Genomic DNA, 23,946 nt, shown 5'->3' on the forward strand with positions numbered 1-23,946 from the left:
GGGATCAAGCATGACAAGGCGGGATAGGCGGACATGAACCACTCCATGGCAAACAGACTGCCCGATATCGGGCAGTCTGTCGACAGGGCGACCGTCGGACTGGTCTTCGCCGGCAATGGCAGCCAGTGGCCGGGGATGGGCGCGGCCCTGTTGCGCGACGATGCGGTTTTTCGCGAAAGCGTCAGCGCCCTTGACGCCAAGATCCGTGAGCGGGCCGGCTGGTCGGTGATCGACGCCCTGGACGCGGACACCTCGGCCCTGACCATCGCCCGCATCGGCACCGCCCAGCCGCTGCTCTATGCCCTGCAGATCGGCCTTGTCGATAGCCTGCGGGCCCGGGGGCTGGCCTTTGGCGCGGTTTGCGGCCATTCGGTGGGCGAGGTCGCCGCCGCCACCGTCGTCGGCGCGCTGGACCCCGATCAGGCCCTTGATCTTATCCTCACCCGCAGCGCCGCCCAGGAACGCACCTGGGGCCAGGGAAAGATGGCCGCCCTCGCCCTCTCGGCGATCGAAGCCGAAGCGCTCTGCGCCCCATACGATGGCGCCGTCGTCGTCGCCGCCCTCAACAGTCCGACCTCGGTGACGCTTTCGGGCGATGAGGCCTGCCTGATCGCTCTTGGCGAACAGGCCAAGGCCGCCGGCGCGCTGTTTCGCCTACTTGATCTTGATTACGCCTTCCACAACCGCGTGCTTGATCCGGTGCGCGACGATCTGCTCAAGGCCCTGGCCCCCTTGCGCCCCCGCCCCTGCGCCCCCGGCTATCGGTTTTTCTCCTCGGTCGATGGCAAGGCCCGCGGCGGAGAGACCCTTGATGCCCGCTATTGGTGGGATAACGTGCGCGAACCGGTGCGCTTCGATGCCGCCGTCACGGCGATGGCGGCCGGCGGCGTCACCACCTTCATCGAAATCGGTCCCCATCCGATCTTGCGCTCCTATCTGCGCGAGATCCTTCAAGGCCGCTCCCGCCTCGGCCGGGGTCCCCATCCCATCGCCACCCTCAGCCGCACGCGCTCGGGGCCCGAAGCCCTGCAGGCCACCCTTGATCACCTGCGCACCCCCCCTTCCCTTCAGCGCAAATCGGCCTGAGGCGAGGGATTTGTCATAGCGTGGGATCAGGGCGGGGGGAGCGGGTTGAACATGCGCGTTGTCTATCTGGGCACCTATGACCACGACAAGCCGCGCAACCGCCTGATGATCGCGGCCCTGCGCGCCGCCGGCGTCGAGGTGCGCGAGTGTTGCGTCGATGTCTGGGCCGGCGTGGCCGACAAAAGCCTGATCGGCGGCTGGGCCCGCGTAACCCGGCTTTTGCGCTGGTTGGCGGCCTATCCGCTGCTGATCGTCCGCTATCTGCGCTGTCCGCCCCATGACGCCGTGGTTTTTGGCTATCTCGGCCATCTCGATGTGCTGATTCTCGGCCCCTTCGCCCGCCTGCGCCGGGTCGCCGTTGTTTGGGACGTCTTTCTTTCCCTTCCCGATACGGTGGTTGGCGACCGCAAGATGATCTCGCCGCGCCATCCGCTGGCCCATCTCTTACGCTGGGGCGAAGGCTTGGCCTGCCGCCGCGTCGATCTGGCGCTGATGGATACCCGCGCCCAATCGCGGCTGCTGGAAGACGCCTATGGCCTGCCGCTGGCGCGCTCGGGCCATGTTTTCGTCGGCGCGGAACTCGATCGCTTCCCCTATCTGCCGCCCCGCCCGCCCCCCGGCCCCGGCCAGCCGCTTACCGTGTTGTTCTACGGCCAGTTCATCGCCTTGCATGGCATTGAAACCATCCTGCGCGCCGCCGCCCTTGATCGCGAGCGGCGGGTGGCGTGGCGGCTGATCGGCAGCGGCCAGGAAGCCGGCAAAATCCAGGCGATGATGGAGGTCACCCCCGGTCTGGCCATTCACTGGCAGCGGTGGGTCGATTACGAGCGGTTGATCGAGGCGGTGGCGGCGGCCGATGTCTGCCTGGGGATCTTCGGCGGCTCGGATAAGGCGGGGCGGGTCATCGCCAATAAGGTGTTCCAGATCGCCGCGACCGGCCGGCCTTTGGTGACCCGCCAATCGCCGGCGATCGGCGAATTATTCGAGCCGGGACTGGCCGGTATCCGCCTAATCCCCCCCGAAGACCCCGCCGCCCTGCTCCAAGCCGTTCTCGAGCTTGGCCACAGCGGGGAAAGCCTTCCCCAGGATCTGCGCGAGCGCTTCTCGCCCGCCGCCCTGGGCGCCCGCCTAAGCGCCCTGATCGCCCGCACACTCGCGGCGAAGGCGGATCCGCCGCGCCAGCAGCGACCCGATGACGAAGCCCATCCCATCGCCGAGGACGGTGACAAGGCGCAGCAGAAGCGATAGGGCGACCGCCGGACCGGGCCCAAGCAGCGGGGCGAAACCGGCGACCAGCAGGGCCTCGCGCACCCCCAACCCGCCCGGCGCCCCGGGAAGGAGGAAGCCCAAAACCCAGGCGACGGCGAAGAGCGTCGTGGTCTGGGCCAGCGGTGGAAAGGGCTCGCCCAGGGCCACGGCGAGACCGCCGACAATCCCCCCCTGCACAACGAATTGCCCCCCTTGAAGCGCGATGAAGGTGAAGGCGGTCCGTGGCGAAATCGCGACGGCCCCCTCCAGCCGCCGACGCAGCACGGCCGGCAGGCTGGGCACAAGGCGCGGCAGGGCCATCAGCCCGACCAGAACCAGCCCGGACGCCCCCAGGATGGCAAAGCCGATCCATCCCGGCTGGCCGACGCCCCCGGTCAGACCGACAAGATCGGGGGCGAACAGCAAACCAATGGCGCAGACGAGGACCGCGGTGAGCAGGGTCAGGGCGATTTCCCCGCTGACCGCCAAAACCGCAAGCGCGACCGGCACGCCATAGGCCTTGGCCAGCCCCACCCGCCCGACCAGATGGCCGACATTGCCCGGCAGATATTTGCCGATCTGGCTGACCAGCAGGATCGAAACGGCGGTCAGGCGCGGCAAGGCGTGGCCAAGCCCCCCCAGCAGCAGGCCCCAGTTAAGCCCGCCAAGGGCCAGCACCAGACCATAAGCCGCCGCCAGAGCCGCCGTGAGCGACCAATCGACCTGATCGGGCAGATCGCCCGCCCGAATGGCGCCATAGAGATGATGGGCGAGAAAGGCGACGGCGGCGACGACCAGGACGATCGCCGCCAAGCGGCGCGCCGTTTTCAAATCCGCCGTCCGATCACCAGAAGACCATTGCCCCGGCCATTGTCGCGAAAGCGCTTTTGCAGGCTGTCGGCCAAGCGCAGGGCCCGCACGCCCAAGGCGCTTGAATAAAGCGGCCAGACCTTGGAATCGAGCGAGCGGTTGACCCCGCTCTGCGCGGTGGCGTCATCGCGGCTGCGGTGGGCCCATTGCTTGCGCATCAGTTGGTGGGCCGAGGCGCGGAAATATTCAAGAAAATTGGCCAAGGGATAGCCATAGGTCTCCGACGACACGACGGAAAAACCGGCCTGTTTCAGAACCTTGTGGAGATCTTCCTTGTCATAGCGGCGAAAATGCCCGGCCCATTCGTCGGCGGCGTTGAACTTCCGGGGGTCGGCGGGCACCGAGATCAGGATATGGCCGCCGTCGACCAGCCAGTCGCGCCAGTCGCGCAAGGCGCCGACGTCATCGTCGATATGCTCAAGCACCTCGAAGGCGGCGACGACATCGAAGCTTCCCCGCCAGTCAGCGGGCGCCGTCTCGACGATTTTGTCGCCTTCGGTGTCGGCGTTCATGGCCCGGGCGACGACGCGGGCGGCCGGGGAGGTTTCCAGGGCCCGGCAATCAAAGCCCAGGCGCGAAAGATCGGCCAGCAGGGCGCCGCCGCCGCAGCCGATCTCCAGCAGCCGCCCCCGCTCCAGGGTCCGCATGTGGTCAAGAACCCGCTGGCGCCGCAGCCAATAGCGCGGGGCGGGCACCCAGCCCAGCGACGGGGCGGCCGGGCCAAGAACGGGATGGTTGATAACCGGCGACATCAAGCTCTCCTTCAGCGGAGGGGCGAAGAAACGGCGGGTTTATGGGGGCTATTCAGCCGATCGCCTGCGCCGCAGCGGCAAGGTGGCGGGCGGCGGCGCGGGCGGATCCTTCGGCCGGTAAAGGCCCGAGCCGTTTGACAATTCCAGCCTGCGCACGCGTTCAAGCGACATCTCGATCAGGTGGCGATTGAAATTGATCAGATCGGCGACCAAAGCGATGGTGAAGGTCAAAAAGCCGATGATCAGAAAGGTGGCGCCCAGGATCAGCGAGTGAAGATTGCCCGCGCCCGCGCCGTCCAGATAGAACAGGAACCAGCGCAGGATGGGGATGATGCCGATCGTCGACAAGATCAATCCCAGGACCAGGAAAACCCGCAGCGGCTGATACATCAGATACATGCGGATCATCGTCGTCACCGAGCGCTCGATGAACTTGGGGATGCTGCGAAACAGCCGGGAGTCCCGGGTTTTGGGGTTGGTGCGCACCGGCACCGACACCACCGCCATATGCTTCTTGCCGGCCTGGATCAGCATTTCCACCGTGTAGCTGAAGGGCGAGATGATATTGATCGCCAAAGCCGCATCGCGGGAAATCGCCCGAAAACCGCTGACCGCGTCGGGAATATCAAGTTCCGAAAGCCCACGCACCACCGCGCTTCCCAGGCGTTGAAGCTGCTTCTTGCCCCAGGAGAAATGCGCCTGCTGATCGGTCCGCCGATCGCCGACGACGATATCGGCCCGGCCGTCGACGATCGGCTGGATCAGCTTGGGGATATCCAGGCCGCAATACTGGTTGTCGCCATCGGTATTGACGACGATATCGGCGCCCAGCGCCAGACTGGCATCGAGACCGGAGCGGAACGAGCGGGCCAGCCCGCGATTGTTGCGGTTGCAGATGATATGGTCGACCCCAAGACCGCGGGCGACCTCGACGGTGCGGTCGGTCGAACCATCATCGATGATCAAGATCTCGACCTGATCGATCCCGGGGATATGGCGCGGGATATCGGCGACGGTCTGCGGCAGGGTCTGCTCTTCGTTGTAACAGGGGATCTGAACGATGAGTTTCATGGGAGAGCTCCTGTCGCCGATCTGAAGGGATAGGAAGACTGGTCTCGGATAGGTCCTTTGCCACCCCCCTGGGGGGCTTTAGGGATGAGCGCGCCGGCGCTCCATCATCGTTTCCATATCGACGCTCAGGGTCTGGCCAACCACGGGCAAGCGCAGGGAAACCACCCCGCTGGTCAAGGTCTTGGCGTCCTTATAGCGATAGACCAGCAGATCCTGCCCACCCAGGGGGGGGAAATCGGCAAGGACGGATACGGTTCTATTGCTATGGATGGGGATGGCCTGAACCAATTCAAAGGAGTCCGTCTTGAGGAACCGCCTTAATTCATCGTGAACATCAAGACCGGTGTAATTTCTTTCTTCGACAACGATCAAAGAAACCCCTAAGGACCTGAATATTTCTTCGATTTCCTGGCGTCCCTCGGCGTGAACCTCCACCTTGGTTGCCATATTGATCGCCGAACTGCTCAGAAGCTTGTCGCCGCGCAGAACGACCATGGAACGCCCCTGATCCAGGGCGCGCATGAAATAGGTAAAATAGCCGTTGTTATAGGCATCGACGAAAACGATCGGGGTTTCACTGCTGTCGAGGACATAGGCCGCGGCTTCCTTGTAGCCGGTGGCGTAGCTCGGCGTTTTGGTGAAGGCCAAGCTTCCCTGATAGGCGGCAAGAACGCCGACACCCAGGGCAAGCGCCGGCACCGTCGCCTTTGCCGGCAGGCGCTGGCTTAGGAAATGAAAGGGCAGCACGGCGAAAAGGGCGAAAGCCGGCACCCAGAAGATCGGATAACGGTCGTTCTTGCCCGAAATATACGAAAAGACCCCATAAACGACGACGATCAGCAGGGCGAAGGGCAAGCCGTGACGATCGCGCTTAAGCCCCGCCCAGATCGCCCCGACCACACTGAGGGCCAGCAGCGGCGGGGTCAGATGGTGAAGGATGGTTTTCAGGCGGACCGTCCAATTGGCCAGCGTCCAGCGGTTCGTCCCCCCCACCGATTGCTCGAGGTTGAGATCGCCCAGCATCAGGGTCATCGCCACCAGGGGGGCGAGCAGAACGCCAAGCCCGAAAGCGGCGATCCACGCCTCGCGCCGGCGCAAGATCGCCAGAAACCGCCCCTCGGCCAGGGCCATGGCGGCGAACCAGGGCAGCAAAAACAGCGCGGTCTGCTTGGTCCAGGCGGCCAGGGCGACCGCCAGAACGCTCCAATACAAAAGAGCCGGCTTTCCTTCGGCCAGATATTTATCGAAAAGATTGGCCGCGAGCAGCGCCATCGACAGCACGGTCAGCTCGGCCATCGTGTACCAGCCCCATTGGGCCAGATAGGGCGTGGTCAACCATAACGCCGTCGCCCCCCAGGCCGGCCAGGGGCCGTAATGGCGGCGGATCCAGAAATAGGACGAAGCCACCCCGACAAGGACGAAGCCGAACAAGGCCAGCCGCGTCGCCCACATTTCCGGCCCGACCAGCAATTGAAGGAGCGCGGCGACAAAGGGAAAAAACGGCGGTCGATAGCCGATGCTCAAAGCCGGGTATTGAACGAAATAATCCTTGGTGTAGCCGATGGGATCGGCAAGCGGCAGATCGACCAGCAGGTCGCGCAGGAAGACCGAGTCCATGAGAATGCGGTCGGCATCGGGAAACCCCAGGCTGTCGTTGCCCAATCCGCGAAGAAGAATCAGCGCCGCGAGGGCGATCAGCGATGCCAGAAGCAGCTCGTCTCTGAATCGTGCCATCGCTTTCCCTTTTGGGCCATGGGCCGTCGCAAGGGACCGTATGGGTGTTGTTAAAATCCGTCAATAAAAACCAAAGGTAGAAAAAATGTCTTTGGTTCGAAACGAATTTAATGGGCTTTTTCGGCAAAGCCGGCCCGGTGATCGGCGCGGCCCCGTCCCGCTCTGGCGCCGAATCGGCAGCGGAGCGGGCGGCCAACGCGGCGCTTAAAAGCGGCAATGGACGGCGGTGGGGTTATCCCTGGATAACCGTCTGGCACTGAACGCCCAAGCCCTCGACCCCAAGGCGGACCACGTCGCCGGGCTGAAGGAAGGTTGGCGGCGTCATCCCCAGGCCGACCCCGGGGGGCGTTCCGGTGGACAGGATATCGCCGGGGTGCAGGGTCATGATCTGCGAAAGATAGGAGACCAAGCGGGCGACGCCGAAGATCATCGTCCGCGTCGAGCCGGTCTGCCGGCGCTCGCCGTTGACCTCGAGCCACAGGTCAAGGTCTTGGGGATCGGCGATCTCGTCGGCGGTGACCAGCCAGGGGCCGATGGGGCCGAAGGTGTCGCAGGACTTGCCCTTGGTCCATTGGCCCTGGCGCTCCAGTTGGAAGGCGCGTTCGGAGACGTCGTGAACCACGCAATAGCCCGCGACATGGTCCAGGGCGTCCTCCTCGCTCACATATTTGGCGGGGGTGCCGATGACGACGCCCAGTTCCACCTCCCAATCGGTCTTGGTCGATCCGCGCGGAAGTTCCAGGTCGTCGTTGGGGCCGACGATGGCGCTGGTCGCCTTGAGGAAAACGATCGGCTCGCTGGGCACGCTGGCGCCGGTTTCGGCGGCGTGATCGGAGTAATTCAGGCCGATGCAGATCAGCTTGCCGACATGGCCGACACAGGGGCCAAGGCGCGGCTGTCCTTCGACCAGCGGCAGATCGGCCGGATCAAGGTTGGAAAGGCGGGCCAGCGACGCGGGCCCCAGCGAGGCCCCGGCGAAATCGGCAAGATAATCGCTAAGATCGCGGATGCGGCCATCGGCGTCGATCAGACCGGGCCGTTCCCGACCCACGGGACCATAACGCAAGAGTTTCATGGTGTTCCATCACCCCAGGAAAAACAACGCCCCAAGCAGTGCCACGTCCCCCCCGCCCTCGGCAAGCCCTACACGGCTCTCGCCGCCTTTGCCCTTGACGACCGGGCCTTGGCCGCCAACCATCGGCCCGATCATGGGTTTGCCCGGTCCCGGCGCGATTTCGCCGGGGCTGCTGCGAGGAGAAGACGGATGACCAACACGGTTTTCATCACCGGCGCCACCGCCGGTTTTGGCGAGGCTTGCGCGCGGCGGTTCGCCGAGGCCGGCTGGGCCCTGGTGCTGACCGGCCGGCGGGCGGAGCGGCTGGAGGCGCTGAAGGCCGAATTGGGCGCCAGCGTGCCCGTTCACGCCGCGGTGATGGACGTGCGCGACCGCGCCTCGGTCCAGGCGGTAATCGCGGCTCTGCCCGCGCCGTTTGACAAGGTCCATACGCTGATCAACAACGCCGGTCTGGCGGCGGGGCTGGAAAAGGCCGCCGAGGCCTCGCTCGACGACTGGCAGACGATGATCGACACCAATGTCACCGGTCTGGTCACCTGCACCCATGCCCTGCTGCCCCGGCTGATCGCGGCGGGCAACGGGTCGATCATCAATCTTGGCTCGGTCGCCGGGCGCTGGCCCTATCCGGGCGGCAGCGTCTATGGCGGGACCAAGGCCTTCGTCCGCCAGTTCAGCCTGAATTTGCGCAATGACCTGCTGGGCACCGGGGTGCGGGTGACCGATATCGAACCAGGCATGGCCGAAAGCGAGTTTTCGATCGTGCGCTTCAAGGGCGACCGCGAGGCGGCCAGCAAGGTTTATGCCGGCGTCGATCCGCTGACCCCCAAGGACATCGCCGAAACCATCTTCTGGGTCGCCACCCAGCCCCCCCATATTAACATCAACACCCTGGAAATCATGCCCGTCGCCCAGGCCTGGGCCGGCTTCGCCGTCCACCGCCGCCCCGCCGCCGAGTAGGCGGCCCACCCTTCGTCCGCCCCCGCGATGCCGGACACGCCCCTCCTCGCCTCTTCACAACCGGCCGCCGGGCGACGGGCGCTTGGCCTGTCGGCCCGGCTGGCCTTTGCCGCTCTCGCCGGCGGAGGGGGGCTGGCCTGGATCGATCGCGGGGACACGGCGCTATGGCTGATCGCCCCGGCCCTGCTATGGCTTCAAGTTCTGCTGACCCTGGCCGGGGTACTGGCCTTGGCCGGGGGAAGCCGCCTGCCCGGGGCGTTGATCGTCGCCTTAAGCGCCGGTTTGCTGGTGCCGCCGCTGACGGTGGAAATGCGGCTGCTCGGCTTTTTCCTGGCCGCGCCGCCGCCCGACCAATCGATCCTGACGACGGCCCAATACACCCTGGCCGGCGCCCTAGCGGCCGGCGCCCTGGCCTGGATCCTGGCTAGGCGGCGTTTTGGCCGGCCGCCATGTAGTTGGACCATGCTCGATTGCGGCGGCCCCGGGGCCGAGATCGATATGGATGCCGCCCTGGCCAGCCTGAGCGCGGAAACCCTGCGCCGGCGCGATCGCGCCTATATCGACGCGCCGCCGCCCCTGCCCTTCGCCCCGCGAGGGCCGCCCCGTCCCCCTCCCCCCACACTCGGCGGTCCGCGCCTGAAGCGCATGCCCGCCGGGTTGGGCGGCGCCATCTTGTGCCTGGAAAGCGACGATCACACCTTGCGGGTTCACACCACCCAGGGCAGCGGCACCCTGGCCGGCCGCCTGGGCGACGCGGCGCTCGATCTGGGCGAAAGCGCCGGCTTGCGGGTTCACCGGTCGTGGTGGGTGGCGCGCGAGGCGGTGAGCGCCATCGAACGCGACGGCCGACGGATGCGGCTGATCTTGCTCAATGGCATGGACGTGCCGGTCAGCCGCGCCCATCAGCCCAAGGTCTTGGCCGGCCCTTGGCCCAATCTGCGGGTTTCCTGATCTTTCCCCGGCCGCCGCTCCGCCTCATATTCACAGGCACCCGCGCCGACGATCGAAGGATCCCCGCCCATGCCCGCGTCGCCTCCCCCGCCCGCCCCCGCCACCCGCCGCGAAACCGACAGCATGGGCGCCATCGACGTCCCGGCCGATCGCTATTGGGGGGCGCAGACCCAGCGCTCGCTTGAGCATTTCTCGATCGGCATCGAGCGCATGCCCGAAGCCCTGATCCGCTCCTTCGGCACCTTGAAAGAGGCGGCCGCCTTCGCCAACCGCTCGCTTGGCCAGCTTGACGAGACGCGCGCCGATTTGATCGTGACCGCCGCCCGCGAGGTCGCCGAGGGACGGCTGTCGGAGCATTTCCCCCTGCGGGTCTGGCAGACCGGCAGCGGCACCCAGACCAACATGAACGTCAACGAGGTGATCGCCAATCGGGCGATTGAACTAAGCGGCGGCGTGCTGGGCTCGAAAACGCCGATCCACCCCAATGATCACGTCAATATGGCGCAATCGTCCAATGACACCTTCCCCACCGCCATGCATATGGCGGCGGTCACGGCGCTGTCGTGCACGCTGCTGCCGCAGGTGCGCGGCCTGCGCGCCAGCCTTGCGCAAAAGGCGAAGCTTTTCGCGCCCATCGTCAAGATCGGCCGCACCCACCTGCAAGACGCCGTGCCTTTAACCCTGGGGCAGGAGTTTTCGGGCTATGTCGCCCAGCTCGATCAGGCGATCGACCGCCTGGAAGCCACCCTGCCCGGCTTGCGCGAACTGGCCTTGGGCGGCACGGCGGTGGGCACCGGTCTCAACACCCATCCGGCCTTCGCCGTCCGCGCCATCGCCCGCATCAGCGAAATCACCGGCCATCCCTTCCGTCAGGCCGATAATCTGTTCGCCGCCCTGGCCGCCCATGATGCCATGGTCGCCGCCAGCGCCGGTCTGCGCGGTCTGGCCGTGGCCTTGACCAAGATCGCCAATGATATCCGCTGGCTGGGCAGCGGTCCGCGCTGCGGGCTGGGCGAATTGATCCTGCCCGAGAATGAGCCGGGGTCGTCGATCATGCCGGGCAAGGTCAATCCCACCCAATGTGAAAGCCTGCTGATGATCTGCCTTCAGGTGATGGCCGCCGATGGCGCCGTGGCCATGGCCGGGTCCCAGGGCAATTTCGAACTCAATGTCCACAAGCCGCTGATCGCCTATAACGTCTTGCAGGCGATCACCCTGCTCGCCGATGGCTGCAAGGCTTTCACCCACTTCCTGGTCGAGGGCCTGAGCGCCGACGAGACGCGGATCGCCGAAATGGTCGATCGTTCGCTGATGCTGGTGACGGCGCTTACCCCGTCGATCGGCTATGACCGCGCCGCCGCCATCGCCAAGGCCGCCCATGCCAACGGCACCACCCTGCGCGAGGAAACCCTGGCCAGCGGCCTGATGGACGACGCGGCCTTCACCGCCGCCGTTCAGCCCGCCCGCATGGCCCATCCCCATGGGACAGCCGACGACATCGACAAGGACGGCGGAGGGCCGCGCCAAGGCTAGCAAAGCCGAAAAAATCTAAGCCTGAGCCCGAGAAAAACGCACTCTCCCGCCCGGGCATGGCGGCGCTAGGATACCTTTTCCCTAAGGAGTCCAAGCTCGCCATGCCCATCGAGAACCTGATCGCCTTCACCGGCGCCCTGGCCCTGGCCGCCGCCATTCCCGGCCCGGGAATGCTGGGATTGATCGGCTGGACGCTGGGACGGGGCACCAGCGCTGCCTTCGGCTATGCCCTCGGTCTGCTGTGCGGCGATCTGATCTATCTCAGTCTGGCCGCCGCCGGAATGGCCGCCCTCGCCGAAACCATGGGCGAGGCCTTTTTGGTCATCAAGCTGGCCGGCGGCGCCTATCTGATCTGGATGGGCGTTAAGTTGTGGCGCAGCCATCCCACCGGCGACATGGTCGCCGATGAAAAGGGCATCTCGCGCAGCGCCCTGGTCGCCGGCCTGACCACCACCCTGGCCAATCCCAAGACCATCATCTTCTATATGGGCATCATGCCGATGGTGGTTGATATGCACGCCATGACCCCGGGCGTGCTGGCCGAACTGGCCGGGCTGGTGGTGATCGTCTTGAGCTTGGTGTGCCTTCCCTATGTCGTTGCCGCCCAAAGGGCGCGCCGCCTGATGCGCAGCCCGCGCGCGCTGGCCCGCCTCAACAAGGGGGCCGGCGTCGCCCTGATCGGCGTCGGCGCCTCCGTCGCCGCCTCCTGACCCCCGGGGGACTTCCCCCGAAGGCCGGAGAGCCGGCAGGATCCGTGTAAACTAGACCTGTAGAAGGTGGCTATGAATTTACCTGAAACCAGCCATTGAGGCAGGTTACTCGCCTCCGCATATCCAGCCAAACAACCAACGAGAACTCAGTCAGCACGTTATAATTTATGAGCCGTATATCGAATAGCCTCACGATCAGTAGTCCTCGGCTTCCCTAGGATGCACACCCTTGGGCAGGGCTAGTAGCTTGTGATCGGAAATGCCACGCTCTTTTAACTCGAACCGGGCAGCAGCATGCCTGTTGACCCATTCCGTCCAATCAGGTAGCCGGCCGATGTCGATGAGGACATGATCCCAGTCCGGTGGTGGTGAATGTAAGTATAAAGGCCGGTCGGATAACTTTTCCATCACTGCAACTTTAACGTTTTGCGATAGTGTTCGGGTTAAAGGCATCCAGAACAGGCCATCCTTCTCAATTCTGTCGACCGCCAATTCTATGATCTTCTCAATAGGCAGGGCCCAGTACTTCTCAGGCAAAACCATAGAGACCTCCGTTCACCCCATCCAGATTACAATGATATCATTCGCCGTTTTCCGGCCGTAGGTGTTGCGCGTGTTGCCGACCCCATTCTCGCCGGCGAGCCGCTCGATGCCGAAGTACTGCAAAAGGCACTGGAGGACACACGGCGGCAGATCGAATCGTACGGAACGCTTCGCCCCAAGAAGCGCAAGAAATAACCGTGAGTCCCGGCGTGCCGCCGTCGGGTTCACGGACTGCGCTCGCGCTTCGTACCGGATCGCGACCATTCGGCTTTGCCCCTTGACGCCTTCGGCCCCACCAAGTCTGCGGCTTTGGTAGTTTTATATCCAGCGCCCCCATCCTTGGGGAATTTGGATTTGCAGGATGGCCTCTTGCAGTAATGCCCAATGCTTATAAAAATCGGGAGCCGGCTCGTTTTGACTTGTCACCTTATCAACCACTGAGCGCCAATTCAGCATCTCCTCGATATATCGGATTTGCCCGATTTCGGCCCAATATGGAGAAGTGCAGTAGTCAGCCAGACATATTTTGCACCCATAAATAAAATGGATTGAATTTTTGTTATCAATGTAGAAGCCGACCAGGGAATATGGGATCTGCTCTTTGCTAATAATGTCTTTGTCGCATCCCTCCCCCATGCACTTAAGTGGCTTGTAATCACCGCCACAAACCACTTGGTGGTGTATTTCTTGTGGACGCTGAAAGTATTTTTGCAGAACAAATCCCACCATGGTTGGAATGATGTCGAGAACATTGTCCAGGTAGATTTCAATTACATCTATCCCGGCGTTTTCGAGTGATGCGATTTTCTTCTTGAGTGCCGTCGTTGCTCCAACAGAGTAGAAGGCAATAAATCCCTTGCATTTATGTTGTTCCACTCTATCTCTTATGTCTTGCTCATCTCTGACGCCTACACTTTTCTTCGATTTATGATTGTGTTTGCAGCTCACAAGATACTTCACATTGTTGCGTTCAACGATCATGTCGAGACCGTCATCCGCTCCTTCCGACGGCCCCACATGAACTATAAAGCCCAAGTGAAATAAGATATCTTGCGCAAACCATTCCCACTCATTCGGTGATAGTCGATAAATATCTTCTTGATACATTTCCCCTCCTTTAATATAATTTTGCATTTTTTAGTTGAAATTCTCTACCTTTTCACTATTGGCTTGAAGCTCATTGTGGTGAGCTACGCGGTCAGGCGAGCGTTCACCCAGCGCCGCGCCGGTGTGAGCCTGGACCTCCAGTTCCATCAAACGGTGCACGGCAAAGCCGATCATGTCCCGCAGAACATCGGCGTCAGCCCCCTTTTCCAACATCGTGCGCAGCGCCATCATCTCGTAGGTCATCGTGGTCACCCTCGGTTGGAGTTGTGTTTTGGTGACCAAACTTTACCGAAGATCCACGATGACCGCCCCTGCCAGGATAGCCCTCCTACACCACATCCGGGGACGCGATTCGAATCCCTCGGCGGTGGCCGTGATCGATGGCATTGATTGCATCGTCAAAAACGATCAACGGGCTATCCATGCTCTCTCGCCAGCTTGTCAGCATCTAAATCGTTCTAGTTGAATTCCCTGTTGGGCATTGTGGTTTTTTCGTTGAAGTCAGCAAGAAGTTACCCTGGGAGTTGTTCCCGGGACGCTTTCAGCTCTTCCAGGAATCGGTCGTAGACTGCTTTGAGAGGGGTGCCGCGAGCGATTTCCTGCTGTTCCTGCGCGACTTGGGCGATCAGCTCCGCGTTGTCTGTGTCAAAGGCAGCAATGCGCGCGTTCGCTTCCTTGATCGCAACCGTCAGTGCAGAGTCTTTTTAGCCTTGCGTCTAAACTTTCAATTTAAAGTCGAGCAAACACTGTCTTTCAGCAACGAACGAGGCACGCTCCTGTTGCACCTGTCTCGATGCCGCGTCCTGCTCTTCAATGCGATCAGCAACCGTCAGCACCTGTTCTAGTTCGTGCGGCCCTGCGCGGTTTCCGCGACACCGGAATAGAGCGCGGCCGTGGTTGGTCCTGCCCAGGGCGGCAGGCCCATGTTCACGAAGCGCATGACTTTCGTCGCGGAAGGTGGCGAGCGTGACTGGCGGCGGCGCTAAGGTCTTGATAGTGAAGCAAATCGTCGTCGCGCTGTGGACCAGAGCGCGACGACGACAGTCTAATCAAAAATATCGTGGAGAATGTCGAGGACGAAGCCACTGTCGACGGCGACCAGCACGGCGCTGCGTCCAACGATCCGCAACTCGGCGCCGGGGTATTCGTGCAGGCGCGGATACAGATCATAGGGCGCCGGGGCATAGGCCACGCCATAGGGGAAGGGCTGACCAACGACGATGCTCACCCCGACGGGCGGCGGCGGTGAACGCCAGCGGAAATAGTCGCGAACCGCCCGCCTGTCCTCGTTATAGAAATAAACCGGCGGCGGCGGTCGCACGATCACCACCGGATAGCCCGGCCGCGGACCGTAATAGCGCGGTGGCGGCGGCGTATAGGAATAAGCCGGCCCGGGCGCATAGGGCCGCGCCGAATAGGGCCCCAGGGAATAGCCGTCGGGCCTCGGCCGCCCCGGACCATTGCCATAGCCCGGACCGGGACGACCGTCGCCGTAGCCGGGACGCGGACCATTGTCCCAGCCGGGACGCGGACCATTGTCCCAGCCGGGACGATCATTGTCCCAGCCGGGACCACCAGGACGGTCGTTCCAGCCGGGACCATCAGGACTATTGTCCCAGCCGGGAGGGGGGCCATTATCCCGACCGGAGCGGCCATTCCAGTGACCATCGGGTCCCTGGGCGAGGGCGTCGCCGCCAAGCGGCGCACCGAATATGCCGCCAAGCGGCGCGCCGACCATGCCGACAATCACCGCCAAAGCAGGAAGACCTACAAGCCTTTTCATGGCCTTTGCCGTTCACAAAAGAAAAAGGAGACGATGGCAGATATCCTCGCCGGTCGCTCCCATCCCGGCGGTGGCGGGGGGATGACATCACTGTCATCTGACGATCCCCTGCCCCGAAAGTGCCGGATTTCGGCGTCCCCACGCTTAAGATCTAGAGCCGCCTTCCGCTCTCGGCAAGGGCCGGCAAACGGCCTATGCCGTTCAGCCGGGCGCCACCCCGCCGCGATCTTCCAGACGCCTCGCCCAGCACGCCACATGCAGTTGCTCCAGGCGTTCGGGACATTCCAGCAGAGCCTTGCGCTCGTCCTTGCCCAGGGCCTCGGGGCCAAGATGGATGGCCAAGCCGACGGCACGCTCCATCACCTCGACCGGGGCGGTCGGCGCTTCGCCGGTGGCCTGGATCAGGGCGCGGTGGCGGGCGTTGGTGCCCGGATCAAGGATGACGCGCGAAAAGCGCGATTCCGGCGCCTCGGCCGTCGGCGGCCGGGCGGCCAGACGCTCTTCCATGCGGGTCAGAACGCTGGGCGGCGTGATCTCCTCGGGGATGACCAGCAACCCGCGACGGCGCAGCGCGGCGCCCAGGTCGGGATCGCCCAACGCCATCGCCAGGAACGGCGCGCCAAGCAGGCCGGCGAGCACCGGCGACAGCCAGACGCCCAGCGACGGCGCCGCCCACAGAACAAAGGCGACGGCGGCTATGCCGATCACCATCACGTCCTTATAGGACGCCAAGGCCACCCGCAGATTGCCCTTGTCGGCGGTGCGCCGCTGCGGCTTCCAGTCGACCTTGGCCCCGGTCAGGATGGAGACGACGAACTGGCTGTGGCGGATCATCATGATCGGCGCGACCAGGGCGGAAATCAGGTTTTCCAGGAAGAAGCCGCCGACCAGAGCCAGACCGCCGCCATGGGCGCGCCGGGTCGGTCCGTGGAAAATCGCCAGCAGCAGACCCCAGATCTTGGGCAGGAACAGCATGCCCAGGGTACCGGCCAGCAGATAGGCCGCCTCTTCCTCGCGCGAAATCGGCCAAGTCGCCCAGGGCACGCCCTGCTGGAAGTAAACCGCCTTGGCCCGGGCCAGCGTCCAGGCCTGCATGCCCGACAGGATCAGGAAGATCAGCCACAGCGGCGAGGTCACATAGGACATGATGCCGATCAACAGATGGCTGCGGCTGACGCCGTGCAGGCCGCGGGCGAACAAGATCCGCCCATGCTGCATATTGCCCTGGCACCAGCGCCGGTCGCGGACCATGAAGTCTTCCATGGTCGGAGGCGGCTCCTCATAGCTGCCGCCCAGATCCCAGGCGATGCGCACCTTCCAGCCGGCGCGGCGCAACAGGGCGGCCTCGACGAAGTCGTGGGAGAGGATATCCCCCCCCAGCGGGGCGCGGCCGGGCAAGGCCGGCAGGCCGCAGCAGGCGGCGAAGGCGTCAACGCGGATGATGGCGTTATGGCCCCAATAGTTGCCCTCGCCCCCGGCCCAGAAGGCCAGACCGGCCGAACTCAGCGGCCCATAGACATCGCCGGCGAACTGCAGCATCCGCGAAAACGGCGTATCGCCCATGATCAGCTTGGGCGGCGCCTGGATCAGCGCCGTCCGCCGCTCGGCGTCCATGCGCCGGGTCAGAACCCAGATGGCCTCGCCCGACATCAGGCTGTCGGCATCGAGCACGACCATATAGCCATAGGCGGCGCCGTGACGTTCGACGAACTGGCCGATATTGCCGGTCTTGCGCTTGATGTTGCGAAAACGCCGCCGGTAGAAAAGCCGGGGGCTATCGCCAACGCGGTGGCGCTCGCTGTCCCAGGCCTCTTCCTCGGCCAGCCAGTTGTCGCCATCGGTGCTGTCGCTGAGGATGAACACGTCGAAGCGCTTGGCCACGCCCAGGGCGCGCAATTCGTCGCGCATGGCGGCGACCCCGGCGAACACCCGGCCCGAATCCTCGTTATAGACCGGCATGACGATGGCGACGCGCGGCAGGCTGTCAACCAGCCCGCTGGCGATATCGGCCAGTTCGTCCCGCCGGCGGCGCCAACTGAAGCGCTGGGTAGCGATCATCAGGGCGCCGGCGGTCAGCGTGCAGAACGACTGGGCGAGCCAAGCCGCCAAAGGCACGAAAACGGCGGTCAAAGCCAGATCGAGGGCGGACAGACCATCGCCCGATAGAACATGGACGAACGACTGCACGGCCGTGATCGTCAGGATCAGGATGCAGAGAACGAACAACCTGCGTCGCAGTAACATGGCGGTCGCCCGCTCCTTTTGGCGCCGGAAAGCCCGGCCGTTAATAGTCGGGGAGCGGTGTCGCGCCGAACCCCGGGCGACACCGCTCCCAATGTATCATCCACTATCCCGCGCGGGGCCCGCGCGGGGCCCGCCCCCTGGTCAGACCGAAGCGGCGGGCCAAGGCGAAACCGTCAGAAGGAAAGCCCGGGGCGGGCAAGGAAGGTCACGGCCATCACCACCAGGGCGGCGAGTTCCGGTCCGGCATTGCGCAGGCGGACCAGCAAGCGGCGCTGAACCCGTCGCGTTCCCGCGCCCAGATCGCCAAAGCCCAAGCGATCAAGGTTCTGCTCGGGCATGGCGCGCGGCGCGTCGGGCGGCAGGAAGGCCCCGCGCAGGGTGGCGAAATCCGAATCGGCCCGGCCGACCAGCGTTTGAGCCTCGCGGATGGCGGCGCGACCGGCGCTTTCCAGGCGCCAGTGGGGCGTGACGGCGATGGCGCGCCGCGCCGCCAGACTGCCGGCCTCGCGGGCGGCGGTGCTGTCAAGGTTGTGGGCAACCCGCAAATAAAGGGCGGCGCGCGACGCCAGCACGCCTTCCAATCCGCCCGATACCAAACCCTCGGGGCGGACCTTGCCAGACGGCACCGTCAGGGAGGCATCAATGTGGGTCATCGACTTTCTTCCTTGGATCTTCGCGCGCCCCTTTGGGCGCCCGTCGCGTTGGTATTATAACACTCTAAGCGGTATTCATGTCCAAATTGCGTCCGCCCCGCCCAAAGGCAAGCCCCATCGCGAAATCTCCCCGACAGGCGGGCCGAGGGGCGTGATCTTTTGGGCGTGATCCCTTGGGCGGGAGCGGTCTTATTCGCCGGTGGTCGGGCGCCACTGCATGGTCCAAGTCTCCGAAATCGCCGCCCCGTTAACGCGCAAGCAAACGCGAAGGTTCACCGGGGTGTTGTTTTCGGCAAGCACGTCAAGATAGATACGAACCCCGCCGGTCGTCGGATTGCGCACCATGACGGCGGGCGACAGACGGCCGTTATCGGCCGAAGCCTCGACCGCCACCCGCGACAGGTCATCGACCCCGGCCAGCGGGCCGCCGGCGAATTCGACAACGAACTTGCGCGAGCGCTCGCCCTTGGGCCGTTCGACGCTGGGGATGCCGTAATGACCGGCGCTGGTGGCGACCACCCGGGCCAGCGGCGAGGCCGGAACCTCCATCCCCCACAGCAGATCATAGGAGAAGGTCAGTTCGCCCCCGGCCTTGAGCTGCTTTTCCGGGGTCCAGAAGGCGACGATATTGTCGTTGGTCTCATTGGGCGTCGGGATCTCGACCAGCCGCACGCTGCCCGGCCCCCAATCGCCGCGCGGCACCACCCAGACGCTGGGGCGCAGGTCGTAGCGGGCTTCAAGATCCTGATAGGCGCTCAAGCCCCGGGTGCGCTGAAGCAGGCCGAACCCCTTGGGCGTGGCGTCCATATAGATGTTGGTTTCCAGGCGATCGGGATTGGTCAAAGGCCGCCACAGCCATTCGTCGCGGCCGGTATGCATCGCCAGCCCTTCCGAATCGTGAACGCGCGGGCGGAAGTCATCCACCCCCAGGCGGTCGACCGGCGAGAAATCGAACATGCTGGTCAGCGGCGCGATGCCCAGTTGCTTGATGTCGCGGCGGGCGAACAGCCGGCATTCCACCGCCACCCGCGTCGGGTTGCCCGGAATGATCGAAAAGGCATAGGCGCCGGTGATCGACGGGCCGTCCAGCAGGGCCATCAGATCCATGCGGTCGGCGCCCGGCGACGGCGGCACCAGATAGAAGGCGGCGAAAGCCGGGAATTCCTCGCCCGAGGCCAGGGCGGTATCGATGGCGACACCGCGCGCCGAGGCGCCGTAATTGCCGCCCGCGCCCAGCACCCGGAAATAGCTGGCACCCTGGAACACCGCCACGTCGTCCATGACGCTGGGATCATTGATCCCGGCATGGACGCGCAGGCCCGAGAAGCCGGGCATCTGGGCCAGCACGCCTTCGGGGATCTTGACCTCGCCGAAGTCGAACATGGTCTGGTCATAGGGGATGGGCGCGAACCGGCCCTGGCGCACCTCGAGAACACGCACCGGCTGGCGGAAATAGCCCCCCAGATGGAACAATTCAACGTGGAACGGCCGCTCGCCCCCCCACAGCGCCCGATCCTTGCGGAAGCGGATGCTGCGATAGGTATCGTAATCAAGCGAGGCCAGACTGGCCGGCAAATCGAAATCGGGCGCGACATAGGCCTGGCCGGCCATCTCGCGGGCCCGCTCGACCAACCGGGCGAAGGTCCCCTCCCCCTCGTCGGCCGCCTGCTGAGCCCGGGCCAGACCCGGTACCGCCGCCGCCAGCGCCACGGCGCTGCTCATCCCCAGAAAACCGCGCCGGTTCAACAGGCCGGCCCCCACGAAACCACCGCCCATCGGCGAAACCCTTTTCTCTTAAACAAATGGCACCGGCGCCTGCGCGCCCCGCCCCAGTCTTTCCTACCCTTCGCCGCGTTATGCGCGCGCCGTGCCAGCCGCCTTTTAAAAAGGCCGTCGACTGGCCCCTGGACCCCGTCGGGCGAAGGATCCTCCACGTCAAACAAGAGCGGCCGTCCCTCGTCCCGTCGCCAGAAGCGATGGGCTTGAAACGGCCGATAAATCACATTCGAGCTAAAGAAACCTTATCGGCCCCCCGATTCCCGCTCTGAACGCGATGGTATGCCTACAATATGCTCAAAAATTGCGGCTGAAAGGTGTCGTTTCAAAGGCTGTTCGCCCCGCTTGCCGCTAAGAGCGCTTCGCAAGCGCCCACAGACCTTGGCGAAAGCGCACCAAAAACAAGACTATCCAACTGATTTTACTTTATATTTCCCCCATTCCGCCGCCTCCAGTCCAAGAGGGATTGGTTATCCAAAGGCGATTGACCGGTGGGGGAAGCGAGCGCCGTTGCGTTTTTATCAGCCCTGTTATTCTTCGGGCGCATGGCTTCCATCGCCGCGATATCGCCGATCACCCGCTCAAGCGGGACCTTGGGCGGCCCGCCCAGTTCCAGACGTTTCTCGAAATGACGGGCGGTGAAATAAAACGCCGCGACTCCGAACAACGTCGTCGCCAACCATTCGGGAACCAGGGCATAGGCACGCATGGCCTCGGCGAAGCCGATGGGATCAAGGGGCGCCCAAACCATCATCGCCATCACGGCGAAAGCCATCAACGGCCGGGGCAGACGGTTGAGACCGTCGACCAGACTATCCCAGGCCGTCGCGCCGCTCCGTCCCGCACTCTCGGCGCCATAGATTTCAAGCTGACGCAGGGTCTCGGCATGAACCGCCGCCGCCGCCGCGTCCTTATCGGCGACGAAGCGCCCCACCAGCGCCTTCACCGCCGAAAGCCCGCCCGCCCCCAGCAGTCCCAGAATCCTGTCCCACATTCAGACCTCCACGCGAAAGGTCAGAACCCGGGCGATCCAGCCCTTGAGGAAGCCGCGCAGCCGGGGATCATTGGCCACCAGCCGACGCAGCAGGGCGAGCCGCTCTTCGACCAGGGCGTTGACCAGAAAGCCGCCCAAGGCGGCCTCGGCGATTTCGGCGGCCTTGCGGGTTCGCGCGCCGATGCGCCCATCCTCGTCCAGGCTGTCGAAGCCCGCCACCCCGGCGCGGCGCGTTTGATTGAGCACGCTTTGCAAGCCGATCACGGCGCGGGCCGGACCGCTATGCACCGCCCAGTCGAACAGCACCGGCCACAAGGAGCAGGGCAGCGCATGCAGCCGGGGCCCGTAAAAGAAGTCGCGGCGATACAGCGCGGCGGCGCGATCGCGGGTGACCAGCACGATATCGTCCTTATCCGTATCGCCATCGCCGTCGAGATCGAGGCCGATCCCTTGGGCATAGCGCAAGCTGATCCCGTGATTGGTCGCCCCGCCCCGATCGGCGGGATCGGCGCCATAACCGCCTTCACGGGCCAGGATGTCGGCGACCAGGGCGTCCACGCGGGCCGCCGCCGGGGGCGGCGCGGAGCTGAGGCGAGACATCATGTCGTTTCCTCCTTGAAATCATCTGGCTTGAGAAGATCGGGCGCGGCGGCGGAAAGGGCCTTCAGCGCCACCCCGCCCCGCCCCAGGGCGTTGCCGATCCGCACCAGCCCCCGTGGATCATCCAGCGGGTGAAGCCGGTCGGCGGCGTCGAGGGCCTCGTGCAAGGCATCGAGAAGACGCCCATGCCACAGCGCCGGCCGTCGCCGGCTCATGGCTCCTCCCCCCGGCCATCCCCGGCGGCCGCGCCGGTCGGTGGCCAGGGGGAAAGGGCGGTGAACCGGCCGGCCTCGCGGAACTCGCGCAGAACACGCCGATAGGCCCCGCTGCCCGGCGGCGGATGACACAGGCGGTGATGGTCGGGGCAATAGGCGCTGCCCGGCCGAACCGGGCGGTCGCAAAACGACCGGCGCGCCGGATCGCCCGACAGGTACTGGCAGCGATCGAAGCGGTGGCGATTCATGGATCGAACTCCCCCAAGTCAACGGGGAAATAATGACCCTATCTCATTAAATGTCAAATCGACATTTTTTCGACCTAGAGTTTCTTTTTCTTGATTGGCCAGGGATCCCGGGCGAAGACGGTCCGCGGCGCCGAAGGACGGGCAATGCCGCGCCATCGCCAAAGCCCCCATGACCGTTGCGGTGGATGACAGAGAGGCATATATTGCCAGAATGATCGAGATAGGCAAACGTATCGCCGAGGCGCGCAAGGACCAGGGCATGTCCCAATATGCCCTGGCGAAGCTGCTTGGCGTCAACCAGTCGACCATCGCCTATTACGAGCGCGGACGGAACACGCCCAAGCCGTGGATCGTCGAGGATCTGGCCCGCATCCTCAATGTTTCGGCCGCCTTTCTGCTGTATGGCCGCGAGCGCACCGACCCGCTTGTGCCGGTGGTCGGTCGGGTTGGCCTCGGCGGTCAGGTCACCCTGGCCCCGGCCGAACCGATCGGCTTCACCGAATTGCCGCCGGGCGCCTCCAGCCGCACCGAGGCGCTGATCGTCGAGGGCGACGCCCTGTGGCCGGTCTATCGCGCCGGCGATATCGTCTTCTTCTCCGAGGAAGACGTTCACCGCTCCCCCGAAGACCTCCATGGCCGGGACTGCGTGGTGCGCTTGGCCGATGGCACCACCCTGATCAAGCTGATCAAGCGCGGCCGCACCAAGGCGCTGTTCACCCTGGCCTCTTACAACGCGCCCGATATCGAAGACATCGCCCTGGAGAAGGCCGCCCCCATTCGCTGGGTCAAACGCGCCTATTAGGGGGTAAGGGCCCCCGCCGCGCCACGACGGCGATCGCCGAGGGCCGCGGCGCTTTCAACGGCGATGATGCTGGCCAGGATCAAGCCGGCGCCAAGCCATTGCACGCCGCTCAGACGCTCGCCCAGAACGACGACGGCGGCCAGCGAGGCGAAGACCATCTCCATCGACAAGATGATCGCCGCCGCCGCCGGATGGGTATGGCGCTGGGCCACCACCTGCAGGGTAAAGGCGACCCCCACCGAGAGAATTCCCGCATAGGCGATCTCGGGGGCGATGGCGGCCATCCCGGCCAGGGTCGGCGTCTCGAAGGCGAAGGCCCCGGCCCAGCCCAGAACCCCGCAGGTCAGGAACTGCGCCGCCGCCAGGGTCAGCGGCCGGCCGCTGCGCGTCGCCATCACCCCGACCACCGTCACATGGAAGGCCCAGAACAGGGCGCCGACCAGCACCCACAGATCGCCCGCGGTCAGGGCCGACAGGCCGTTCGTCGCCGCCCCGGTCAGCAGCCACAGCCCGGCCAGACAGCCCGCCGCCCCCGGCCAGATCATCTTGCGCACCGATTGACGGAAGATCACCAGGGCGACGACGGGCACCAGCGGCACATAAAGCGCCGTCAGAAATCCGGCATTGGTCACCGAGGTGCCGATGATGCCAAGCTGCTGGGTGAAGGATGCGGCGAACAGCACCGCGCCGATCCCGCAAAAGATCGCCAAAAGCCCCGCCCCTGGCGCCCCCCGGCTCCGCGCCTGACGGTTTTCGCGCAGGGCGAAGGGCAGCACGACCAGGGCGCCCAGAAGAAAGCGCGCACCGGTGAAGGCCAGAGGTCCCAAAGCGGGGGCGGTGGCGCCCTCCACCGCGTCAAAGGCCGTTTTCTGGGCGACGAAGGCGCTCCCCCAGATGAAGGACACCAGAAGCAAAATCAAGCTTGCCCGCAAACGGGACAACGGCCGGCTATGGGGCATGGGAGGGGGGCCTGACAATAAGGATGGAAGCCCCC

The 23,946-nt window shown here is 64.6% G+C and carries 23 protein-coding genes and 1 pseudogene; 7 read left to right on the forward strand and 17 right to left on the reverse strand.

Annotation, left to right across the window (positions count from 1 at the left end):
- Nucleotides 1–45 precede the first annotated feature (45 nt).
- Nucleotides 46–1,086 carry an acyltransferase domain-containing protein gene (locus tag RRU_RS10985; protein ID WP_237703757.1) on the forward strand — a complete coding sequence of 347 codons (1,041 nt, stop codon included), beginning with the start codon at nucleotides 46–48 and terminating at the stop codon, nucleotides 1,084–1,086.
- Nucleotides 1,087–1,137: 51 nt separating this feature from the next.
- On the forward strand, nucleotides 1,138–2,334 hold the full coding sequence (locus tag RRU_RS10990; protein ID WP_011389970.1) for a glycosyltransferase: 1,197 nt from the start codon (nucleotides 1,138–1,140) through the stop codon (nucleotides 2,332–2,334).
- Here the strand turns inward: RRU_RS10990 and RRU_RS10995 are convergent.
- The 5 genes from RRU_RS10995 to RRU_RS11015 all read right to left on the reverse strand — a co-directional run bounded on the left by RRU_RS10995 (nucleotide 2,215) and on the right by RRU_RS11015 (nucleotide 7,836).
- The gene (locus tag RRU_RS10995; RefSeq protein ID WP_011389971.1) at nucleotides 2,215–3,165 is read right to left on the reverse strand and encodes a lysylphosphatidylglycerol synthase domain-containing protein; all 951 of its coding nucleotides are present in this window, start codon (nucleotides 3,163–3,165) and stop codon (nucleotides 2,215–2,217) included. The genes RRU_RS10990 and RRU_RS10995 overlap by 120 nt on opposite strands.
- Nucleotides 3,162–3,956, reverse strand: coding sequence for a class I SAM-dependent methyltransferase (locus tag RRU_RS11000; RefSeq protein WP_011389972.1), 795 nt, complete (start codon nucleotides 3,954–3,956; stop codon nucleotides 3,162–3,164). The genes RRU_RS10995 and RRU_RS11000 overlap by 4 nt, the downstream gene beginning before the upstream one ends.
- Before the next feature lie 48 nt (nucleotides 3,957–4,004).
- Nucleotides 4,005–5,027, reverse strand: coding sequence for a glycosyltransferase family 2 protein (locus tag RRU_RS11005; RefSeq protein ID WP_011389973.1), 1,023 nt, complete (start codon nucleotides 5,025–5,027; stop codon nucleotides 4,005–4,007).
- Between the two features lie 78 nt (nucleotides 5,028–5,105).
- Nucleotides 5,106–6,761, reverse strand: coding sequence for an ArnT family glycosyltransferase (locus tag RRU_RS11010; protein WP_011389974.1), 1,656 nt, complete (start codon nucleotides 6,759–6,761; stop codon nucleotides 5,106–5,108).
- 232 nt (nucleotides 6,762–6,993) lie between these two features.
- The gene (locus RRU_RS11015) at nucleotides 6,994–7,836 is read right to left on the reverse strand and encodes a fumarylacetoacetate hydrolase family protein (RefSeq protein ID WP_011389975.1); all 843 of its coding nucleotides are present in this window, start codon (nucleotides 7,834–7,836) and stop codon (nucleotides 6,994–6,996) included.
- Nucleotides 7,837–8,025: 189 nt separating this feature from the next.
- On the opposite strand from RRU_RS11015, the gene RRU_RS11020 reads away from it, so the two are divergent.
- The 4 genes from RRU_RS11020 to RRU_RS11035 all read left to right on the forward strand — a co-directional run bounded on the left by RRU_RS11020 (nucleotide 8,026) and on the right by RRU_RS11035 (nucleotide 11,987).
- Nucleotides 8,026–8,793, forward strand: coding sequence for an SDR family oxidoreductase (locus tag RRU_RS11020; protein ID WP_011389976.1), 768 nt, complete (start codon nucleotides 8,026–8,028; stop codon nucleotides 8,791–8,793).
- Between the two features lie 27 nt (nucleotides 8,794–8,820).
- Nucleotides 8,821–9,744 carry a LytTR family DNA-binding domain-containing protein gene (locus RRU_RS11025; protein WP_011389977.1) on the forward strand — a complete coding sequence of 308 codons (924 nt, stop codon included), beginning with the start codon at nucleotides 8,821–8,823 and terminating at the stop codon, nucleotides 9,742–9,744.
- A 69-nt stretch (nucleotides 9,745–9,813) separates the two neighbouring features.
- Nucleotides 9,814–11,277, forward strand: a complete 1,464-nt coding sequence (gene fumC, locus RRU_RS11030; RefSeq protein WP_011389978.1) for a class II fumarate hydratase — start codon at nucleotides 9,814–9,816, stop codon at nucleotides 11,275–11,277.
- Nucleotides 11,278–11,378: 101 nt separating this feature from the next.
- Nucleotides 11,379–11,987: a LysE family translocator gene (locus RRU_RS11035; protein WP_011389979.1), complete on the forward strand. Its 609-nt coding sequence runs from the start codon at nucleotides 11,379–11,381 to the stop codon at nucleotides 11,985–11,987.
- A gap of 195 nt (nucleotides 11,988–12,182) precedes the next feature.
- On the opposite strand, the gene RRU_RS11040 is transcribed toward RRU_RS11035, so the two are convergent.
- The 11 genes and pseudogenes from RRU_RS11040 to RRU_RS11090 all read right to left on the reverse strand — a co-directional run bounded on the left by RRU_RS11040 (nucleotide 12,183) and on the right by RRU_RS11090 (nucleotide 22,150).
- Complete coding sequence (locus tag RRU_RS11040; RefSeq protein ID WP_014626312.1) at nucleotides 12,183–12,530, reverse strand: hypothetical protein; 348 nt, start codon at nucleotides 12,528–12,530, stop codon at nucleotides 12,183–12,185.
- Nucleotides 12,531–12,848: 318 nt separating this feature from the next.
- Nucleotides 12,849–13,637, reverse strand: coding sequence for a restriction endonuclease (locus RRU_RS11045; protein ID WP_014626314.1), 789 nt, complete (start codon nucleotides 13,635–13,637; stop codon nucleotides 12,849–12,851).
- Nucleotides 13,638–13,709: 72 nt separating this feature from the next.
- A pseudogene (locus tag RRU_RS11050) lies at nucleotides 13,710–13,880 on the reverse strand (IS256 family transposase); the annotation flags it as partial.
- Between the two features lie 802 nt (nucleotides 13,881–14,682).
- Nucleotides 14,683–15,420: a hypothetical protein gene (locus tag RRU_RS11055; protein WP_011389981.1), complete on the reverse strand. Its 738-nt coding sequence runs from the start codon at nucleotides 15,418–15,420 to the stop codon at nucleotides 14,683–14,685.
- A 201-nt stretch (nucleotides 15,421–15,621) separates the two neighbouring features.
- The gene (mdoH, locus tag RRU_RS11060) at nucleotides 15,622–17,757 is read right to left on the reverse strand and encodes a glucans biosynthesis glucosyltransferase MdoH (protein ID WP_313387803.1); all 2,136 of its coding nucleotides are present in this window, start codon (nucleotides 17,755–17,757) and stop codon (nucleotides 15,622–15,624) included.
- An 80-nt stretch (nucleotides 17,758–17,837) separates the two neighbouring features.
- Nucleotides 17,838–18,317 (reverse strand): hypothetical protein, encoded by a 480-nt coding sequence (locus tag RRU_RS11065; RefSeq protein ID WP_011389983.1) that lies wholly within the window; start codon nucleotides 18,315–18,317, stop codon nucleotides 17,838–17,840.
- A 189-nt stretch (nucleotides 18,318–18,506) separates the two neighbouring features.
- Complete coding sequence (locus tag RRU_RS11070) at nucleotides 18,507–20,093, reverse strand: glucan biosynthesis protein (protein ID WP_011389984.1); 1,587 nt, start codon at nucleotides 20,091–20,093, stop codon at nucleotides 18,507–18,509.
- A gap of 421 nt (nucleotides 20,094–20,514) precedes the next feature.
- Nucleotides 20,515–21,087, reverse strand: coding sequence for a holin family protein (locus RRU_RS11075; protein ID WP_011389985.1), 573 nt, complete (start codon nucleotides 21,085–21,087; stop codon nucleotides 20,515–20,517).
- Nucleotides 21,088–21,690, reverse strand: coding sequence for a glycoside hydrolase family 108 protein (locus tag RRU_RS11080; RefSeq protein WP_011389986.1), 603 nt, complete (start codon nucleotides 21,688–21,690; stop codon nucleotides 21,088–21,090).
- Nucleotides 21,687–21,902, reverse strand: coding sequence for a hypothetical protein (locus RRU_RS11085; protein ID WP_011389987.1), 216 nt, complete (start codon nucleotides 21,900–21,902; stop codon nucleotides 21,687–21,689). Before RRU_RS11085 ends, RRU_RS11080 begins: the two co-directional genes overlap by 4 nt.
- Nucleotides 21,899–22,150: a hypothetical protein gene (locus tag RRU_RS11090; RefSeq protein WP_011389988.1), complete on the reverse strand. Its 252-nt coding sequence runs from the start codon at nucleotides 22,148–22,150 to the stop codon at nucleotides 21,899–21,901. Before RRU_RS11090 ends, RRU_RS11085 begins: the two co-directional genes overlap by 4 nt.
- A 211-nt stretch (nucleotides 22,151–22,361) precedes the next feature.
- Here RRU_RS11090 and RRU_RS11095 point away from each other — a divergent pair, with 211 nt between their 5' ends.
- Nucleotides 22,362–22,952 carry an XRE family transcriptional regulator gene (locus RRU_RS11095; protein ID WP_011389989.1) on the forward strand — a complete coding sequence of 197 codons (591 nt, stop codon included), beginning with the start codon at nucleotides 22,362–22,364 and terminating at the stop codon, nucleotides 22,950–22,952.
- On the opposite strand, the gene RRU_RS11100 is transcribed toward RRU_RS11095, so the two are convergent.
- On the reverse strand, nucleotides 22,949–23,911 hold the full coding sequence (locus RRU_RS11100; RefSeq protein ID WP_011389990.1) for a DMT family transporter: 963 nt from the start codon (nucleotides 23,909–23,911) through the stop codon (nucleotides 22,949–22,951). The two genes, RRU_RS11095 and RRU_RS11100, sit on opposite strands and share 4 nt — an antisense overlap.
- Nucleotides 23,912–23,946 lie beyond the last annotated feature (35 nt).

This window comes from Rhodospirillum rubrum ATCC 11170 (genome assembly GCF_000013085.1).
Classification (GTDB): Bacteria; Pseudomonadota; Alphaproteobacteria; order Rhodospirillales; family Rhodospirillaceae; genus Rhodospirillum; species Rhodospirillum rubrum.

Excerpts from the sequence above, each read along its gene's own strand:
- RRU_RS11005 (WP_011389973.1), bottom strand. The coding sequence starts at position 5,027 with ATGAAACTCATCGTTCAGATCCCCTGTTACAACGAAGAGCAGACCCTG.
- RRU_RS11055 (WP_011389981.1), bottom strand. The coding sequence starts at position 15,420 with ATGAAAAGGCTTGTAGGTCTTCCTGCTTTGGCGGTGATTGTCGGCATG.
- RRU_RS11070 (WP_011389984.1), bottom strand. The coding sequence starts at position 20,093 with ATGGGCGGTGGTTTCGTGGGGGCCGGCCTGTTGAACCGGCGCGGTTTT.
- RRU_RS11100 (WP_011389990.1), bottom strand. The coding sequence starts at position 23,911 with ATGCCCCATAGCCGGCCGTTGTCCCGTTTGCGGGCAAGCTTGATTTTG.
- fumC (WP_011389978.1), top strand. The coding sequence starts at position 9,814 with ATGCCCGCGTCGCCTCCCCCGCCCGCCCCCGCCACCCGCCGCGAAACC.
- RRU_RS10990 (WP_011389970.1), top strand. The coding sequence starts at position 1,138 with ATGCGCGTTGTCTATCTGGGCACCTATGACCACGACAAGCCGCGCAAC.
- RRU_RS11045 (WP_014626314.1), bottom strand. The coding sequence starts at position 13,637 with ATGTATCAAGAAGATATTTATCGACTATCACCGAATGAGTGGGAATGG.
- RRU_RS10985 (WP_237703757.1), top strand. The coding sequence starts at position 46 with ATGGCAAACAGACTGCCCGATATCGGGCAGTCTGTCGACAGGGCGACC.
- RRU_RS11020 (WP_011389976.1), top strand. The coding sequence starts at position 8,026 with ATGACCAACACGGTTTTCATCACCGGCGCCACCGCCGGTTTTGGCGAG.
- RRU_RS11015 (WP_011389975.1), bottom strand. The coding sequence starts at position 7,836 with ATGAAACTCTTGCGTTATGGTCCCGTGGGTCGGGAACGGCCCGGTCTG.
- RRU_RS11065 (WP_011389983.1), bottom strand. The coding sequence starts at position 18,317 with ATGACCCACATTGATGCCTCCCTGACGGTGCCGTCTGGCAAGGTCCGC.
- RRU_RS11000 (WP_011389972.1), bottom strand. The coding sequence starts at position 3,956 with ATGTCGCCGGTTATCAACCATCCCGTTCTTGGCCCGGCCGCCCCGTCG.
- RRU_RS11085 (WP_011389987.1), bottom strand. The coding sequence starts at position 21,902 with ATGAGCCGGCGACGGCCGGCGCTGTGGCATGGGCGTCTTCTCGATGCC.
- RRU_RS11010 (WP_011389974.1), bottom strand. The coding sequence starts at position 6,761 with ATGGCACGATTCAGAGACGAGCTGCTTCTGGCATCGCTGATCGCCCTC.
- RRU_RS11090 (WP_011389988.1), bottom strand. The coding sequence starts at position 22,150 with ATGAATCGCCACCGCTTCGATCGCTGCCAGTACCTGTCGGGCGATCCG.
- RRU_RS11040 (WP_014626312.1), bottom strand. The coding sequence starts at position 12,530 with ATGGTTTTGCCTGAGAAGTACTGGGCCCTGCCTATTGAGAAGATCATA.
- RRU_RS11035 (WP_011389979.1), top strand. The coding sequence starts at position 11,379 with ATGCCCATCGAGAACCTGATCGCCTTCACCGGCGCCCTGGCCCTGGCC.
- RRU_RS11095 (WP_011389989.1), top strand. The coding sequence starts at position 22,362 with ATGATCGAGATAGGCAAACGTATCGCCGAGGCGCGCAAGGACCAGGGC.
- RRU_RS11025 (WP_011389977.1), top strand. The coding sequence starts at position 8,821 with ATGCCGGACACGCCCCTCCTCGCCTCTTCACAACCGGCCGCCGGGCGA.
- RRU_RS11080 (WP_011389986.1), bottom strand. The coding sequence starts at position 21,690 with ATGATGTCTCGCCTCAGCTCCGCGCCGCCCCCGGCGGCGGCCCGCGTG.
- RRU_RS11075 (WP_011389985.1), bottom strand. The coding sequence starts at position 21,087 with ATGTGGGACAGGATTCTGGGACTGCTGGGGGCGGGCGGGCTTTCGGCG.